Source organism: Streptomyces sp. NPDC015139 (assembly GCF_043079785.1).
Taxonomy (GTDB): Bacteria; Actinomycetota; Actinomycetes; order Streptomycetales; family Streptomycetaceae; genus Streptomyces; species Streptomyces albidocamelliae.
Genome location: NZ_JBIBUW010000003.1, coordinates 549,833 through 566,443, shown reverse-complemented (window position 1 = coordinate 566,443; position 16,611 = coordinate 549,833). Strand labels below are relative to the sequence as shown.

13 protein-coding genes are annotated in these 16,611 nt (G+C 72.0%); 8 read left to right on the top strand and 5 right to left on the bottom strand.

The features are described 5' to 3' along the window. Positions 1 to 183: 183 nt before the first annotated feature. The gene (locus tag ACF08B_RS11310; RefSeq protein WP_392317102.1) at positions 184 to 582 is read right to left on the bottom strand and encodes a DUF4307 domain-containing protein; all 399 of its coding nucleotides are present in this window, start codon (positions 580 to 582) and stop codon (positions 184 to 186) included. Between the two features lie 147 nt (positions 583 to 729). On the opposite strand from ACF08B_RS11310, the gene mca reads away from it, so the two are divergent. Beyond that, complete coding sequence (gene mca, locus ACF08B_RS11305; RefSeq protein ID WP_392317101.1) at positions 730 to 1,611, top strand: mycothiol conjugate amidase Mca; 882 nt, start codon at positions 730 to 732, stop codon at positions 1,609 to 1,611. Beyond that, entirely contained in the window at positions 1,604 to 1,867 is a 264-nt protein-coding gene (locus ACF08B_RS11300; protein WP_392317100.1) for a hypothetical protein, read from the top strand. Before mca ends, ACF08B_RS11300 begins: the two co-directional genes overlap by 8 nt. Positions 1,868 to 1,956: 89 nt before the next feature. Here the strand turns inward: ACF08B_RS11300 and ACF08B_RS11295 are convergent, their stop codons facing one another. Together ACF08B_RS11295 and ACF08B_RS11290 are read right to left on the bottom strand one after the other, a co-directional pair. Further along, positions 1,957 to 5,157, bottom strand: coding sequence for a tetratricopeptide repeat protein (locus ACF08B_RS11295; protein ID WP_392317099.1), 3,201 nt, complete (start codon positions 5,155 to 5,157; stop codon positions 1,957 to 1,959). 77 nt (positions 5,158 to 5,234) lie between these two features. Continuing rightward, positions 5,235 to 5,678, bottom strand: a complete 444-nt coding sequence (locus ACF08B_RS11290) for a hypothetical protein (protein ID WP_392317098.1) — start codon at positions 5,676 to 5,678, stop codon at positions 5,235 to 5,237. Between the two features lie 131 nt (positions 5,679 to 5,809). Between ACF08B_RS11290 and ACF08B_RS11285 the strand changes: the two genes are divergently transcribed. The 6 genes from ACF08B_RS11285 (at position 5,810) to ACF08B_RS11260 (ending at position 15,112) form a co-directional block, all read left to right on the top strand. Further along, complete coding sequence (locus ACF08B_RS11285; protein ID WP_176985596.1) at positions 5,810 to 6,400, top strand: helix-turn-helix domain-containing protein; 591 nt, start codon at positions 5,810 to 5,812, stop codon at positions 6,398 to 6,400. Then, positions 6,381 to 8,411: a thioredoxin domain-containing protein gene (locus ACF08B_RS11280; RefSeq protein ID WP_392317097.1), complete on the top strand. Its 2,031-nt coding sequence runs from the start codon at positions 6,381 to 6,383 to the stop codon at positions 8,409 to 8,411. The genes ACF08B_RS11285 and ACF08B_RS11280 overlap by 20 nt, the downstream gene beginning before the upstream one ends. 206 nt (positions 8,412 to 8,617) lie before the next feature. Then, positions 8,618 to 9,886: a glycosyltransferase gene (locus ACF08B_RS11275; RefSeq protein ID WP_392317096.1), complete on the top strand. Its 1,269-nt coding sequence runs from the start codon at positions 8,618 to 8,620 to the stop codon at positions 9,884 to 9,886. Continuing rightward, on the top strand, positions 9,883 to 11,535 hold the full coding sequence (locus ACF08B_RS11270) for an ArnT family glycosyltransferase (RefSeq protein ID WP_392317095.1): 1,653 nt from the start codon (positions 9,883 to 9,885) through the stop codon (positions 11,533 to 11,535). Before ACF08B_RS11275 ends, ACF08B_RS11270 begins: the two co-directional genes overlap by 4 nt. Beyond that, positions 11,532 to 12,716: a glycosyltransferase gene (locus ACF08B_RS11265; RefSeq protein WP_392317094.1), complete on the top strand. Its 1,185-nt coding sequence runs from the start codon at positions 11,532 to 11,534 to the stop codon at positions 12,714 to 12,716. Before ACF08B_RS11270 ends, ACF08B_RS11265 begins: the two co-directional genes overlap by 4 nt. Beyond that, entirely contained in the window at positions 12,713 to 15,112 is a 2,400-nt protein-coding gene (locus ACF08B_RS11260) for a galactose oxidase-like domain-containing protein (protein ID WP_392317093.1), read from the top strand. The genes ACF08B_RS11265 and ACF08B_RS11260 overlap by 4 nt, the downstream gene beginning before the upstream one ends. 25 nt (positions 15,113 to 15,137) lie before the next feature. Here ACF08B_RS11260 and ACF08B_RS11255 read toward each other — a convergent pair whose 3' ends face one another. Further along, entirely contained in the window at positions 15,138 to 15,869 is a 732-nt protein-coding gene (locus ACF08B_RS11255) for a Mut7-C RNAse domain-containing protein (RefSeq protein ID WP_392317092.1), read from the bottom strand. Between the two features lie 33 nt (positions 15,870 to 15,902). Continuing rightward, on the bottom strand, positions 15,903 to 16,559 hold the full coding sequence (locus tag ACF08B_RS11250; RefSeq protein WP_392317091.1) for a TetR/AcrR family transcriptional regulator: 657 nt from the start codon (positions 16,557 to 16,559) through the stop codon (positions 15,903 to 15,905). Between the last annotated feature and the right edge of the window lie 52 nt (positions 16,560 to 16,611).

Sequence of the window (16,611 nt, the reverse complement as noted above, 5' to 3'; positions counted from 1 at the left end):
GTGCTCCTCGTCGGTACAGGGAATACAAAGCATCGCCCTACCCAGAAGAATGTTCCCTCTTGGATGGGCGAAACCACGAGCCTAACAATTCAACGCCGGAAGGGGGAGGACATAAGCCATCAGAATCACAACAACGCAGGTCAGCGTGTTCGTATTCCGGGTGATGCGGGGAGTGTCCGGGCCTCAGCCGGCGTGACAGCCGAGCAACTCGGCCGTCATCCCCTTCGCGGTCGTACGGAGCGTGACGACCTTGTCGATCCGCGTGGCCGAGCCCGTGAACCGGAAGTCCGCCCGTCCCACCTCGGCGCCGTCGGCACCCTGTGAGCGCAGGGTGCAGTAGCCCGCGCTCCCCGCGTCCTTGTGCACCTCCAGATGCACCTTGACGGCGTCGTCCGAGGCCTGGAAGGTGATCACCTGGGCGCTGATGTCGCTCTGCGCCACGTAGTGGTACGCGAAGTAGCCGATCAGGGCGAGCAGGGCCGCGCCGAGCGCCGTCCCCGCGACCTTGAGCCTGCGGTCGGCGCGCGCGTCCGAGGAGCGGCCGTAGCGTCCCTCGGGCAGCCGCGTGCTCGCCGTGCTCATGATCGTCCTCTCGGCAGGAGCGGGACGTACGTCCCGAAAGGGGCTCCAGGGCGGACCCCGGAATTTTTCGCCCCCCGATTCGGTCACTATAGAAGCCGCCGATCGCACCCCAGGACGCGGGGGCGCCGACTTACCGAGGATTGAGTCTTGACTGACCAGTTGCGACTGATGGCCGTTCACGCGCACCCCGACGACGAGTCGAGCAAGGGTGCGGCCACCATGGCGAAGTACGTGTACGAGGGGGTGGACGTGCTGGTGGTGACCTGCACCGGCGGAGAGCGCGGGTCCATCCTCAATCCCAAGCTGCAGGGGGACAAGTACATCGAGGAGCACATCCACGAGGTACGCAAGAAGGAGATGGGCGAGGCCCGGGAGATCCTCGGCGTCAAGCAGGAGTGGCTCGGCTTCGTCGACTCGGGTCTGCCCGAGGGTGACCCGCTGCCGCCGCTGCCCGAGGGCTGCTTCGCCCTGGAGGACGTCGACAAGGCGGCCGGCGAGCTGGTCAGGAAGATCCGTTCCTTCCGTCCGCAGGTGATCACCACCTACGACGAGAACGGCGGTTACCCGCACCCCGACCACATCATGACCCACAAGATCTCCATGGTGGCGTTCGAGGGCGCGGCGGACACCGAGAAGTACCCGGAGGCCGAGTACGGCCCCGCCTACCAGCCGCTCAAGCTCTACTACAACCAGGGCTTCAACCGTCCCCGCACCGAGGCCCTCCACCAGGCGATGCTCGACCGCGGACTGGAGTCGCCGTACGGGGACTGGCTCAAGCGCTGGAGCGAGTTCGAGCGCAAGGAGCGGACCCTGACCACGCACGTCCCGTGCGCCGACTTCTACGAGATCCGCGACAAGGCGCTGATCGCCCACGCCACGCAGATCGACCCCGACGGCGGCTGGTTCAGGGTGCCACTGGAGCTCCAGAAGGAGGTCTGGCCCACCGAGGAGTACGAGCTGGCTAAATCCCTCGTGGACACCTCCCTCCCCGAGGACGACCTCTTCGCGGGCATCCGGGACAATGCCTGACATGAGCGCAAGCGTGAGCCTGGCAGTGACGCACCTCGTCCCCCTCGCCAAGGAGGTCGACGAGAACAAGGTCACCCCCGGCGTCCTCGGTTTCATCGTGTTCGCGGTGATGGCCCTGGCCGTGTGGGGCCTGATGAAGTCGATGAGCAAGCACATGCGGAAGGTCGACTTCAAGGAGGCGGACCCCTCCGGCGAGGAGACCGCGGAGGCCGCCGAGGCCGAGGCCGTCGGCGGGGCGAAGCCGCGCCAGAACTGAGGCGTCGCACACGACCGGTCCGGCACCACCGGACCGGTACGTCGCCGTTCGCCTAGAGCCGGGCAGCCGCCCGCGCCGGCGCCGCCCGGTCACCGGGGCGCCGGTACCGGGACCCCCATCACCTCCCGGGCGTGCCGGTTCGGGGTCATGCCCAGGCGCCAGGCCTGCCAGCCCGCCTCCAGCTGGACGCCCCGCTCCAGCGGCAGGGCGTACGCCGAGACGTACTCGGCCAGTTTCTCGTCGCGCAGCGGATGCGTGGCGCGGGCCAGCTCGGCCAGCTCCTCCTGGGCGACCGCCGTGCCCACCTCCACCCCGCCCGGCGCCGCGTACGGCAGCAGGGTGCAGCGCAGGAAACGGGCCCAGTCCTCGCCGCGCCGGTCCCCGTAGGACGCGAACAGGGCGAGGGCCTCGTCGCACAGGTCCAGCGCCTGCCGGGTACGTGCGTTGCCCGCGTCCACCACCGCCAGCTCCAGGCAGGTCCAGGCCTCGCCGTGGGCGACCTGGATGCGCTGGAAGTCGGCCCGTGCGTCCACGAGCAGCTGCCGGGCGAAGCCGGAGTTGCGCAGCGAACCGGTCTGCACCGCCCGCTGGTCCCGGGTGACCCGGGCCGAGTGGTGCCGGGCGCACGCCAGGCCGTAGACGTCCCGCATCCGGGAGAACATCGTGCGGGACCGCTCCAGCTCGCGCACCGCCTGGTCCAGGTCCCCGGTCTCCTCCAGCGCCTGCCCCAGGTAGTACAGCGTCCATGCCTCGCCGCGCGCGTCCTCGTTCTCCCGGTGCCGGGCGGCGGCCTGCCGGAGGTCGTCCACGGCGGGCGAGGCGTCGCCGTCCACGAGCCGGGCCCGCGCCAGCTGGGTGAGCGCCCAGGCCTCCCCGCGGGCGTCCTGGGTGCGGCCGTACCGCTCCAGGGCGGCCCGCAGCTCCGTCTCCGCGCGCGGCACGTCGCCCATCCGCAGCGCCAGCTGGCCGAGCTGGAAGTGCGCCCAGGCCTCGCCGTGCACCGAGCCGCCGTCGTGGTGCAGGACCAGGGAACCGGTGAGCAGGTCCAGCGCCTCCGCCAGCCGGGCACGGTCCCGCTCGACCGCGGCGAGCGCGTGCATCGTCCACGCCCGGTCCGTCGCCAGCTCCGGCGCCGCCTGAAGAGCCAGCGACTCCCGCAGCCTGGCCGCCGCCTCGGTCAGGTTGCCCTGGTGGTGCAGGGTGATCCCGAGGGACGTCAGGGCGCGGGCGGCACCCGCGTCGTGGTGCGCCTCCCGGTACAGGTCCACGACCGAGGCCAGCGTCGTGCGCGCCTTGTCCAGTTCGCCCAGCTGCCGGGCAGCGATGCCCGTGCGCCACTGCACCGACCGCACCAGCAGCCCCTCGTCCACGGCCTGCGTCAGCTCGCTGATCTCGCCCAGCCGGTACAGGTCGCCGCGCAGCAGGCAGTAGTCGCACAGCGCGCCGAGCAGGTTCAGCACGGCCGCCTGGTTCACGCCCTCCGCGTGGCGCAGGGCCGCCGTGATGAAACTGGACTCGTCGTCCAGCCAGCGCAGCGCCTCGTCGAGCGAGGGGAAGCCGTGCGAGCCGAACTGGTTGGAGCGCGTCGACATGTTGCCGTCGACGAGACGCAGCACCGAGTCGGCCAGCTCCGCGTAGTTCACGATCAGCCGCTCCTGCGCCGCCGCGCGCTCGGCCGGGTCCTCCTCGTCCGCCAGCCGGGCGAGCGCGAAGGCGCGTACCAGGTCGTGCAGCCGGTAGCGGCTGCCGCGCACATGGTCGATCAGCCCGGCCCGCGCGAGCGCCGCCAGATGCCGGGTGGCCTCCGCCTCGTCCGTGGCGAGCAGGGAGGCGGCGGCCGCCGCGCCGAGCGAGGCCCGCCCCGCGAGAGCGAGCCGGCGCAGCAGCCGGCGCGCCGGCTCCGGCTGGTCGGTGTAGCGCAGCCACAGGGCACGCTCCACCGGCGCCACCGGCCCGTACGCGCCCAGGTCCGTGGCCAGTTGCCGGGGCGAGCGCGGGCCGAGCGCCGATCCGGCGATCCGCAGCGCCAGCGGCAGGCCCCCGCACAGCGCGCGCACCTCGTCGGCGGACTCCGCGTCGTACGGGCCCGACGCGTCCTCGGCGGCGGTGCTCAGCAGGTCCTCGGCGCCCGCCGCGTCCAGCGGCGCCACCGCGAGCCGGTGCACCCAGGCCGGCAGGTCCGCCGGGAGGTCCAGGGCCGTCCGCGCGGTGACGAGCACCAGGCTGTCGGACCGCTCCGGCACCAGTGCCCGCACCTGCTCCGGATCGGAGGCGTCGTCCAGCACGATCGTCACCGGCAGGCCCGCCAGATGCTGGTGGTACAGCTCGCCGAGTCGCTTGACCTGCTGGTCGAGGGAGGAACGCTCCCGGAACAGCAACTGCTCGCGGGGCGCGCCCAGCCGGTTGAGCAGGTGCAGCAGGGCGTCCCGGGTGGACAGCGGCGCCTCCCGCCCGCCGCCGCGCAGGTCGACGACCACCGCGCCCCGGAAGTGGTCCCGCAGATCGTGCGCCGCGCGCACGGCGAGCGTCGTCCGGCCCGAACCGGGCTCGCCGTGCAGCACGACCACCGTCGGCCGGGTCTCGGTGGCCGCCCGGGCCGCCTGCGCCCACTGCCTGATCCGGCCCAGTTCCGGCCGGCGTCCCGCGAACGGGCCGTCCGGCTGCGGCAGATGACCGAACGACTGCTCCAGGACCGTACGCCTGCGGGCCGCCGCGCTCTTGTCCGCGCCGCGCAGCGCGGGGCCGGCCGTCTTCTTCGGGCCGGTGGAGGCGCTGATCACCCGCTGCTGGTCGAGGAACGGGCGGATGCCCCGCACCTCCAGCGCGGTCAGCCACTGCAACCGCAGCTGCTCCGGCCCGCCGGGCTGGCCGGCCGCGCCCGCTCGGTGATGGGCGGCCGGTACATGGGAGCCGGCCACCTTCACCACCGTGGCCGCGGCGCCCACCACTGCGGCGATCGCACCGGCGCCGACGGCCGTCCCGGTGCCGGTGCCGAGGGTCAGGTCGGCCACCGCGGCGGCGACCGCGGCAACGGCCGCCACCATGAGGGCGGTTCCGGCGCCCGCGCGGGCGTACCGCTGGCCGAAGGTCAGCCGGCCCGCCTCCGCCTCGTCCAGCGCCCGGGTGTAGGCCTCGTACTCCTCGCCGGCCGTCCCCGCCATCGCGTCGAGTCCGCCGCGGGCCCGCGACAGCAGCAGCTGACCGTCGATCCGGCCGCCCGAGCGCCGTACTTCCTCCTCCACGGCCCGCGCCAGCAGCCGTTCGGCTTCCGCCCGATGGTCGTCCCGCATGTCCCGTCCCCCTCCGGCGGCAACTCCTTCGCGTACGAGTGTCCTTCGGGCGGAGCGGGAACGCGAGGGGGCGGTGATCAGGGGGAGGGTGAGGGTTTGGTGCCAACTCCCTCACGGGCGGGCGGCTTTCGCGGCTCCGACAGCGCCAGCGCCACGCACGCCGCCGCCAGGCTCGCCTCCGCCACGGCGCACGCGAGGGCCTGCGCGAGGTCGCCGCCGGACGGGGCCGTCGTGATGTCGAACCAGGCGTCCAGCACCGCGACGGCCGCCGTGGCCGAGGCGGTGAGGCGGGCGCGGGGGTCGGTGCGGAGGCCGAGCAGGGCCGTCGTGGCGCAGCCCGCCGTCATGAGGGCGTCGAGCCCGATCCAGGCCAGCGACCAGTGGCGGACCTCCGTGCTCGCCGGGAGAGTCAGGGCGAGCACCACCGTCCAGGGCACGAGCAGGGCGGCGCCCACCGCGAGCAGGATCAGTGTCCACCGTTTGAGCGGCACCTCGAACGTCTTCACCACGGCCCCCGTCATGTCGTCTTCCGTCTTCGCGCACTCCGCTTTCGCACGTTGCGTCTCCCACACTAGACCGCAGAGAAAATTCTGCAAAGAAATCTCGGCAGACGGCGGGGACGACTCAGGGTCCTCAGGGTTACCGTGGCCGCATGACCGACGGCCTGCCCGAGATGACCAGCCTGGAGCGCACCGCTCTCTACAAGTCGCTCGGCAACCCGCTGCGCCGCCGCATCCTCGAATACCTGGGCCGGCACGGCGAGGCGAACTCCACCGTGCTCGCCCGCGAACTCGGCGAGAGCTCCGGCACCACCAGCTACCACCTGCGCAAACTCGCCGAGCAGCGGCTCATCGAGGAGATCCCGGAGAAGTCCGCCGGCCGCGAGCGCTGGTGGCGGGCGCTGCCGTTCAGCCACACCACGCCCGACCCCGCCGGGATGTCCCCGGAGGAGTACGCGGCCGCCGCCCGTCTCGCCCACCTCAAGATCGAGTTCGACACGGCCCTGTACCGCCGTGCGCACGAGGAGTACCGCGGCCCCGAGGGCTGGGCCCAGGTGCAGCGCCACGGCACCTGGATGACCAGGGAGGACCTGCTCGCCTTCATGCGGGACTACCGCGCCCTGCTCGACCGGTACGGCCACCCGCGCGAGGAGGCGCCGCAGGAGGCGCGCCCGGTGCTGGTGCGTTTCTACGCGGTGCCGGAGCCCGTGGGAGAGTGGAACGGTGAACCGACTGGCCCATGAGACGTCCCCGTATCTGCTCCAGCACGCCGACAACCCCGTCGACTGGTGGCCCTGGTCGGCCGAGGCCTTCGACGAGGCCCGCAGGACCGGCAAACCCGTACTGCTGAGCGTCGGTTACAGCAGCTGCCACTGGTGTCACGTCATGGCGCACGAGTCCTTCGAGGACCGGGCCACCGCCGACTACCTCAACGAGCACTTCGTCAGCGTCAAGGTGGACCGCGAGGAGCGCCCCGACGTCGACGCCGTCTACATGGAGGCCGTCCAGGCGGCCACCGGGCAGGGCGGCTGGCCGATGACCGTGTTCCTCACCCCGGACGCCGAGCCGTTCTACTTCGGCACCTACTTCCCGCCCGCCCCCCGCCACGGGATGCCCTCGTTCCGGCAGGTGCTGGAGGGCGTCCAGCAGGCGTGGACCACCCGGCACGACGAGGTCAGCGAGGTCGCCGGGAAGATCGTGCGCGACCTCACCCAGCGCGAGCTCAGCCACCAGGGCACCCGGCCGCCCGGCGAGCAGGAACTCGCGCAGGCGCTGCTCGGCCTCACCCGCGAGTACGACCCGCAGCGCGGCGGATTCGCCGGCGCGCCCAAGTTCCCGCCGTCCATGGTCCTGGAGTTCCTGCTGCGCCACCACGCGCGCACCGGCGCCGAGGGAGCCCTGCAGATGGCGGCGGACACCTGCGAGCGCATGGCCCGCGGCGGCCTCTACGACCAGCTCGGCGGCGGCTTCGCCCGCTACTCCGTCGACCGGGACTGGGTGGTGCCGCACTTCGAGAAGATGCTGTACGACAACGCCCTCCTGTGCCGGGTGTACGCGCACCTGTGGCGGGCCACCGGCTCCGACCTCGCCCGGCGGGTCGCGGTGGAGACCGCCGACTTCCTGGTGCGCGAACTGCGGACGGACGAGGGCGGTTTCGCCTCCGCGCTCGACGCCGACAGCGACGACGGCACGGGCCGGCACGTCGAGGGCGCCTACTACGTCTGGACGCCCGAGCAGCTGCGCGCCACCCTCGGGGACACCGACGGCGACCTCGCCGCCCAGTACTTCGGGGTGACCGACGAAGGCACCTTCGAGCACGGCCTGTCCGTCCTGCAACTCCCGCAGACCGAAGGCGTCTTCGACGCCGAGAAGGTCACCTCCGTCAGGAGCCGGCTGCTGGCGGTGCGGGCCGAACGGCCGGCACCGGGCCGGGACGACAAGGTCGTCGCCGCCTGGAACGGCCTCGCGATCGCCGCGCTCGCCGAGACCGGCGCCTACTTCGACCGGCCCGACCTGGTCGAGGCCGCCCTCGGCGCCGCCGACCTGCTCGTCCGCGTCCACCTGGACGAACACGCCCGCCTCGCCCGGACCAGCAAGGACGGCCGCGTCGGCCCCAACGCCGGTGTCCTGGAGGACTACGCCGACGTCGCCGAGGGCTTCCTCGCGCTCGCCTCCGTCACCGGCGAGGGCGTCTGGCTCGACTTCGCCGGACTGCTCCTCGACCATGTGCTCGCCCGCTTCACCGACCCCGAGGACGGCGCCCTCTACGACACGGCCTCCGACGCCGAGCGGCTCATCCGCCGGCCCCAGGACCCCACCGACAACGCCGCCCCCTCCGGCTGGACCGCCGCGGCCGCCGCCCTGCTGGGCTACGCGGCGCACACCGGCTCCGAGTCCCACCGGACCGCCGCCGAGAGGGCGTTGGGCGTCGTCAAGACCCTCGGGCCGCGCGTTCCCCGCTTCATCGGCTGGGGTCTGGCCGCCGCGGAGGCGCTGCTCGACGGGCCCCGCGAGGTGGCGATCGTCGGCCCGGCGCTGGACGACGAACGGACGGCCGCCCTGCACATGACCGCCCTGCTGGGCACCGCGCCCGGTGCCGTCGTCGCCGTCGGCACCCCGGACAGCGACGAGTTCCCGCTGCTCGCGGACCGTCCGCTGATGTCCGGTGAACCGGCGGCGTACGTCTGCCGTAATTTCACGTGTGACGCCCCCACCACCGACCGGGGGCGGCTGCGCACGGCACTGGGTCACTGACCTGCGGAGCGAGCGGGGCCTGTGGGATGCCTGATTTGAGCGGGTGTTCGGATAGGCCCCGTTAATCGCACCACCGTTCCGAAACACGCTATTTATCGGAACAGTGCCCGCATTTCACAGAACCCCCCTAGTCTCTCCACAGCGGCACGGCGGGTGAAGCGAACCGCCGTGCGCTCAGGGGGTTTTGGGGATCTGGGGGGATCTTTTTGCTGACGTCTGTCTTCATCGCTGCCGTCTCGCTGGCCTTGTTCTGGATGGCGGCCTTCACCCTGTGGTGGCAGATGCACGCGTGGCGCACGCCCGAAGTGCTCGCGTCCACCCGGTTCGGCAGACCGGACGGGGACGAACACCTGTCGTTCTCCCTGCTCCTGCCGGCCCGGCACGAGCAGGCCGTGCTCGACCACACCATCCAGCGGCTGCTGGAGTCCACGCACACCGACTTCGAGATCATCGTGATCGTCGGGCACGACGACCCCGAGACCGCCGCCGTCGCCGAGCGGGCCGCCGCCCGCGACCCGCGCGTCCGCGTCGTCGTCGACACCCACGAGAAGAAGAACAAGCCGAAGGCCATGAACACGGCGCTGCCGCACTGCCGCGGCGACGTCGTCGGGGTCTTCGACGCCGAGGACCAGGTCCACCCGGAACTGCTCGCCCACGTCGACCACGCGTTCCGCACGACGCGGGCGGACGTCGTCCAGGGCGGCGTGCAGCTCATCAACTTCCACTCCAGCTGGTACAGCCTGCGCAACTGCCTGGAGTACTTCTTCTGGTTCCGCTCCCGGCTGCACCTGCACGCGCAGAAGGGGTTCATCCCGCTCGGCGGGAACACCGTCTTCGTGAGGACCGACGTCCTCAGGGAAGCGGACGGCTGGGACCCCGACTGCCTCGCCGAGGACTGCGACCTGGGCGTGCGCCTGTCCAGCGTCGGCAAGAAGGTCGTCGTCGCCTACGACTCCGACATGGTCACCCGCGAGGAGACGCCCGGCTCGCTGATGTCGCTGCTGAAGCAGCGCACCCGCTGGAACCAGGGCTTCCTCCAGGTGTACCGGAAGAAGGACTGGAAGCAACTGCCCGCCCTGCGGCAGCGGCTGCTCGCCCGGTACACCCTGATGACACCGTTCCTGCAGGCCTTCTCCGGCGTGATCATCCCGCTCAACGCGGCCGTCGCGCTCTTCCTCGACGTGCCCGTCGGCGTCGCCTTCCTCACCTTCCTGCCGCTGGTCACCGCCGCCGTCACCTTCGTCTTCGAGGTGGTCGGACTGCACGACTTCGGCAAGCAGTACGGCCTGCGCGTCCGCCTCGTCCACTACGTGAAGCTCATCGTGGGCGGCCCGTTCTACCAGGTCCTCCTCGCCGGAGCCGCGATCCGCGCCGTATGGCGCGAGCAACGCGGACGCAACGACTGGGAGTTGACCACGCACGTCGGCGCGCACCTCACCGCGGCCGAACCGATCCGAGAGGACGTTCCCGCGTGACCTCCACCCTCCCCGCGGTGACCGCCTCGAAGGTCCCCGCGCAGCACCCACCTGTGCCGGAAACGGGCCCGGCCGGCCGCACCGGCCCACCGCGGCGGCTCCGCTCCTCGCGCCCCGACCTCCTCCTGTGCGGTGTGCTGCTCCTGGCGATCCTCGTCGTCCAGGGCTGGAACATCGCCGACTACCCGACCCTCAGCGACGACGAGGGCACCTACCTCGCCCAAGCCTGGGCCGTCCAGCAGGGCAAGGGCCTCGCCCACTACACCTACTGGTACGACCACCCGCCGCTCGGCTGGGTCCAGATAGCCCTGCTCGGCTGGATCCCGTCGGCGATCAGCCCCGGCTCGATGAACGTCGGCACCATGCGGATCACCATGCTCGTGATCAGCGCCGTCAGCGCGGTCCTCGTCTACGTCCTCGGCCGCCGGCTCGCCCTGCCCCGCTGGGCCGCCGGACTCGCCATGGCCCTCTTCGGCCTCTCCCCGCTCGCGGTCGTGCTCCAGCGGGAGATCTTCCTCGACAACATCGCCGTGATGTGGCTGCTGCTGGCGTTCTGCCTCGCCGCCTCGCCCAGCCGCCACCTGTGGCACCACTTCGGCGCGGGTCTCGCCGCGGCGGCGGGCGTGCTCACCAAGGAGACGATGCTCGTCGTCCTGCCCGCCCTGTTCGTCACCATGTGGCGGCACAGCCACCGTGACACCCGCAAGTTCGCCCTCACCGGCGCCGTCACCGCCTGCGTCCTGATCGGCCTCTCCTATCCGCTGTTCGCCCTGCTCAAGGGCGAACTGTTCCCCGGCGCCGGGCACGTGTCGCTGTGGGACGGCATCAAGTACCAGATGTCCCGGCCCGGTTCCGGCTTCATCCTCGACCCGGACTCCGGCTCGTACGGCGTCCTGCACTCCTGGCTGTACTACGACCGCGTCCTGCCGATCGGCGGCCTCGCGGGCGCGCTCCTGCTGATCGTCACCTGGCGCTGGTCGGTCACCGCCCGCGCCCTGGCCGGCCCGGCCCTGACGGTCGTCGTGCTGGCCGCCGTGGCCATGCGGCCGGGCGGCTACCTGCCCGCCATGTACGTCATCGGGGCACTGCCCTTCCTCGCTCTGGTCCTCGCGGGCGGCACCGCCTCCGTCGCCCACGCGGTGCTGCGCCGTCGCCGCTCCGCCGCCGAGGGGCGCCACGTCACCGGCGGCCGGTACGCGCTCGCCGCCGCCCTCGCGCTCGCCGCCGGCGCCTACGTCGTACCCCACTGGTACGACGGCGACCGCACCGCCGTCACCGCCGACGCCAACAAGCCCTACCGCCAGGCGTCCCACTGGCTCTCCACCCGGGTCGCGGACCCCGAGGACACCCGGGTCCTCGTCGACGACGCCCTGTGGCTGGACCTGGTCCACGCCGGGTACCGGCCCGGGCTCGGCGCGATCTGGTTCTACAAGGCGGACCTCGACCCGGCGGTCACCAGGACCATGCCGCACGGCTGGCGGGACCTCGACTACGTCGTCGCCTCGCCGACGGTCCGCCGGGACGCCCAGGACCTGCCCAACGTCCGCGCCGCCATCCGGCATTCGACACCGGTCGCCACCTTCGGCACCGGACCCGACCGCATCGAGATCCGGCGGATCGGGACGGCCGCCGCGGGAGGCGCACGATGAGCAGCAGCCACGAGTACACCGCACCCGTCCCCGGGATCGACGCCGCCGAGGTCCCCGAGCCCGGCGCCGTCACCATCGTCGTACCGACCTACAACGAGTCGGCGAACGTCCGGCAGTTGCTCCGCCTGATCACCGAGTCGGTGCCCGCCCGGCTGCCCTGTGAGGTGCTCTTCGTGGACGACTCCACCGACGACACCCCCGAGGTGATCCGCCAGGCCGCCCAGGACTGCCCGTTCCCGGTGGCCGTGCTGCACCGCGACGAACCCGTCGGCGGGCTCGGCGGAGCGGTCGTCGAGGGGCTGAAGGCGGCGACCTCGGAGTGGATCGTCGTCATGGACGGCGACTGCCAGCACCCGCCGTCCCTGGTACCGGAACTGGTCGCCACCGGCGAACGGGCGAACGCCGGACTCGTCGTCGCCTCCCGGTACATCGACGGCGGCAGCCGGGCCGGACTCGCCGGCAGCTACCGGGTGGCCGTCTCGCGCGGCGCGACCTGGCTGACGAAGGCGCTCTTCCCACGCCGGCTGCACGGCATCAGCGACCCGATGAGCGGCTTCTTCGCCATCCGGCGCAGCGCCGTCACCGCCGACGTCCTCAGACCCCTCGGCTACAAGATCCTCCTCGAACTGGCCGTGCGCAGCCGCCCCCGCCAGGTGGCCGAGGTGCCCTTCGTCTTCGAGGACCGGTTCGCGGGCGAGTCCAAGTCCTCCGCCAAGGAGGGCCTGCGCTTCCTGCGCCACCTGGCCGGGCTGCGCACCGCCTCGCCCCTCGCGCGCATGGTCGGCTTCGGGCTGATCGGCGCGAGCGGCTTCGTGCCGAACCTGGCCGGCCTGTGGGCTCTGACCGCCCTCCACATGCACTACGTGCCCGCCGAGATCCTCGCCAACCAGCTCGGCGTCGCCTGGAACTTCCTGCTCATCGAGCACCTGCTGTTCCGCGACCGGCGTGCGCACCGACGCTGGTGGGACCGGCTCGGCCGGTTCGCGCTGCTCGCCAACGCCGACCTGGTGCTGCGCATCCCGCTGATCACGCTGCTCGTCCACCGGTTCCACCTGGGCGCGCTCCCCGCCACCGCGCTCGCGCTGGTCCTGACCTTCGTTCTGCGCTTCGTGGGGACCGAAGCGCTGGTGTACATCCCGCGCCGCCGCGGGGCCCGTACGACCGCTGGGAGAGCCGTGTGAACACCCGCCGCAGACGGACCGCGCTGGCCGGGGTAGGTGCCCTGACCGCCGGCCTGATCCTCACCTCGCCGCAGCACGCCGAGGCCGCCAACCTCGTCCAGAACCCCGGCTTCGAGACCGCCGGCACCGACGACATGCCGGCCTGCTGGGAGAAGTCGGGGTGGGGCGACAACGACTTCACCTTCCAGACCGTCGCCGACGCGCACTTGGGCACCAAGGCGATGAAGGTGACGCTGACCCGGCGTACCGAGGGCGACCGCAAGGCGCTGATCACCGAGTCCGCCGCCTGCGCGCCCGCGGTGAGCGTCGGCAAGCAGTACGACCTGGGGCTCTGGTACAGGACGACCACCCCGGACGCCAACATCACCGTCTTCCGGCACGACGCCACCGCCGGCTGGCAGTACTGGACCGACCTCAAGACCCTGGACATGGCATCGGCCTGGACGAAGGCCACGGTGCGCACGCCCGAGGTCCCGGCCGGCACCGACCGCATCACCTGGGGTGTCTCCGTCTACGGCACCGGTTCGGCGACCACCGACGACTACACCATGGACCAGGTTCCGGACGTGGTCCCGCCCGCCCAGTGCACCGGCACGAGCACCCAGTGCGCCGACGGCAGCTGGTCGGTCCTGCCGACGCAGAACCCGGTCCGCTCCATGCACTCCGTCGTCCTGAACAACGGCAAGGTGCTGCTGATCGCCGGCTCCGGGAACAGCGAGGCCAACTTCAACGCGGGCACGTTCACCTCCGCGGTGTACGACCCGGCGAAGGGCACCTACAAGGTCGTCCCGACGCCGAAGGACATGTTCTGCGCCGGGCACGTGCAGCTCCAGGACGGGCGGGTCCTCGTCATGAGCGGCAACAAGGCCTATCCGGTCGCGGGCGGCCACGGCTACGAGGGGTTCAAGGACTCGTACGTCTTCGACCCGAAGACGGAGACCTACAGCAGGACGAACGACCTGAACGACGGGCACTGGTACCCGTCGGCCACCGAGCTCGGCAACGGTGACGTCATCTCCTTCGGCGGGCTCCGCGAGGACTCCACCGGTTCGGTGACCGCCGAGCTGTGGTCCGACAAGGACAAGCAGTGGCAGCCGCTGTGGAAGGTGAACCAGACCTGGTCGTACTGGGGTCTGTACCCGGCGATGATCCTGATGCAGGACGGGCGCCTCTTCTACACGGGCAGCCACGTCTTCGGCAACAACATCCCCGGCACCGGGTCGGCGGTCTACGACTACGGCGCCAACACCGTCACGCAGATCCCGGGCCTGCAGAACAAGGACGAGCGGGACCAGTCGGCGAGCGTGCTGCTGCCCCCGGCGCAGGACCAGAAGGTCCTCACCCTCGGCGGCGGCAACATCGACTCCAACCCGGACGCGAACCGGCTGACCGACGTGATCGACCTCAAGCAGGCCAACCCGGCGTACGTGGCCGGCCCGCAGCTCCCGCAGGGCACGGTGGACCTCGGCAACGGCAAGATCGCGGAGACCGGCAAGCAGGGCAAGATGTACGTCTCCGCCGTGCTGCTGCCCGACGGCAAGGTACTGGAGACCGGCGGTGCCCTGCACAACCGGGCCGACCCGGTGTACGAGTCCTCGATCTACGACCCGGGCGGCAACACCTTCGACCCCGTGGCCGCGGACCCGCAGGCGCGTGGCTACCACTCCTCGGCGTTCCTGCTGCCCGACGGCCGGGTGATGGCCACCGGCGACAACCCGGGCAACGGCACCTGGAACCACAACGTGTCGATCTACACCCCGCCGTACCTCTACAAGGGCACCCGCCCGACGATCACCTCGGTGATCAACCAGGAGTGGAAGTACGGCGACACCCAGCGGATCACGGTCGACCGGCCCGTCGCCAAGGCGGAGCTGATCCGGCCGGCCGCGGTCACCCACTCCTCCGACCCGAACCAGCGCTTCGTCGACCTCCCGCTCTCGGTGAGCGGCAACAACGTCGACCTGAACGTGACGAACAACCCCAACCTGGCGCCGCCCGGCTGGTACATGCTCTTCGCCGTCGATGCCAACGGGGTGCCGTCGGTGGCCAAATGGGTCCACCTGACGGGTCCGGCGGCGCTGAGCGCCAAGGCGGCCTCCCCGCACGTCCACTCCTTCGCCGACTCGCTGTCCGGCAAGGTCACCGGGCCCGGCAAGAAGAAGACGTCGCAGAAGGTCGGCCCGGCCGTCTCCGGCTGCGACCGCCACTACGGCTCGGTCAACGTGTGCGTGCCGACCGTCTTCCCGCCGCAGGTGAGGAGGACGGCCGCGGCCCGCTGCGGCTGGCTCCGGCAGAACCACTACGGACGGCTGAAGGTCAACGGCGGCGACGACCCGCTGGGCCTGGACCGCGACCGCGACGGCACCGCGTGCGGGAAGGGAGACGTGAGGCGCTAGCGGGCGGGTCAGGCGCCGGAGGGCGTCAGGTTCCGCCGCCGAACCGGGTCAGGGCGCGTTCCACGATGGCTTCGAGCTGCTCGTGGTGCGCGCCCTTCCAGTAGGCGCGACCGCACGCGGTGCACTGGGCGAAGACGTCGTACGAGCGTTGCGTGCCGCCCTTGAGCTGGTCGGCGACCTCTTCCTTGGTGGCCTGCCGCAGCGTGCCGTTGCAGGCGGTGCAGCGGGTCCACGGGCGCAGGTCGGGTGCGAAGCGGTCGAGGACGTCCTGGAGCTGGTCGTCGGGGCGGGTGCTGTAGACGAAGGCGCCGGCCCACAGCTCGCGGCGGCGCAGCAGGCCCCGGTCGCGGCTGAGCATGACCCGCCGCTCGGATGCCGAGCGGGCGGCGAGCGCGGGGTCGCCGATGTCGGTGGACTCGTAGGCCGTGTCGACGCCGAGCAGGCGCAGACGGCGGGCCAGGGTGCCGAGGTGCACGTCGAGCAGGAAGCGGAGCGGGGCTCCGGGGACCTGTTGCGGGCGTGCCACCGGGCGGACCGCGATCCGCTCGCCGGCCTTCGGGATGTGCGAGGTCGGCACCTCGCGCCCGTCGACGAGGAGCGTGCCGACCTCGGTGAGCGGAACCCCGAGGGACTCGACGACATGGCCGAGGGTCGAGACGCCGTCCGTGGCCAGGGGCGTGGCACCGGCACGGCGGGCCTGCGGGACGAACAGGTGGAGTTCGGAGGCGACTTCGACGTGGATCTCGGTTCCGTTCACCTCGTCAGGATGGCACGCGGGACCGCCCGGACCTCAGCGGTTTTCCCCGGGCAGGCCGTGCTCCAGGACGTCCAGGGCGCGGTCGACCAGGTCCGTGAAGTCGTCCCGGTGGCCGCGCTCGGCCCAGTACAGGGAGGTCTCCACCAGGGCGCCGACCAGCGCCATGGCGTGGACGCGCACCTCCAGGCCGTCCGGGTCGTGGCCGGTGCGCTCGCCGATGGCCCGGCACAGGGTGCGGCCGGTGACCGACATGCTCTGCGTCATGCGGGAGCGCACGGCGGGGACCTGGGCCATCAGCCGGGTGCGCAGCCGGGTCGTGCGCGGGTCCTCCCCGACGCCGAGCCGGGCGGCCCGCCGCAGCACGTGGCGGACGGTGTCGGGCCAGGGTTCCCCGGCGGGCCGCCGCCGGATCTCCTCCGCCAGCCGCGCGTCGCATTCGTCCGTGAGGACGATGTCCTCCTTGGTCGGGAAGTAGCGGAACACGGTGGACGGCGACACCTCGGCCCGCTCGGCGATCCGGTCGATCGTCGTGGCGTCGTAGCCCTGCTCCTCGACCAGTGCGTACGTCGCCGCGCGGATCGCCTCCCGGGTCTTGATCTTCTTGCGTTCGCGCAGGCCGGGGCGGGGACCGTCGGCGGGGGAGGCGGCGGGGGCAGTGGCGCGGGGAGTGGGGGTGTGTGCGGCCGTCATGGCGCCCATTTTCCGGCATCCGCCGTGGTGGCGGCCATGGCCGGGGTGCGGG

Bases quoted from the DNA above. Each gene is read 5' to 3' on its own strand.
- ACF08B_RS11265 (WP_392317094.1), top strand. From the start codon at position 11,532: ATGAGCAGCAGCCACGAGTACACCGCACCCGTCCCCGGGATCGACGCC.
- ACF08B_RS11310 (WP_392317102.1), bottom strand. From the start codon at position 582: ATGAGCACGGCGAGCACGCGGCTGCCCGAGGGACGCTACGGCCGCTCC.
- ACF08B_RS11295 (WP_392317099.1), bottom strand. From the start codon at position 5,157: ATGCGGGACGACCATCGGGCGGAAGCCGAACGGCTGCTGGCGCGGGCC.
- ACF08B_RS11285 (WP_176985596.1), top strand. From the start codon at position 5,810: ATGACCGACGGCCTGCCCGAGATGACCAGCCTGGAGCGCACCGCTCTC.
- ACF08B_RS11300 (WP_392317100.1), top strand. From the start codon at position 1,604: ATGCCTGACATGAGCGCAAGCGTGAGCCTGGCAGTGACGCACCTCGTC.
- ACF08B_RS11290 (WP_392317098.1), bottom strand. From the start codon at position 5,678: ATGACGGGGGCCGTGGTGAAGACGTTCGAGGTGCCGCTCAAACGGTGG.
- ACF08B_RS11250 (WP_392317091.1), bottom strand. From the start codon at position 16,559: ATGACGGCCGCACACACCCCCACTCCCCGCGCCACTGCCCCCGCCGCC.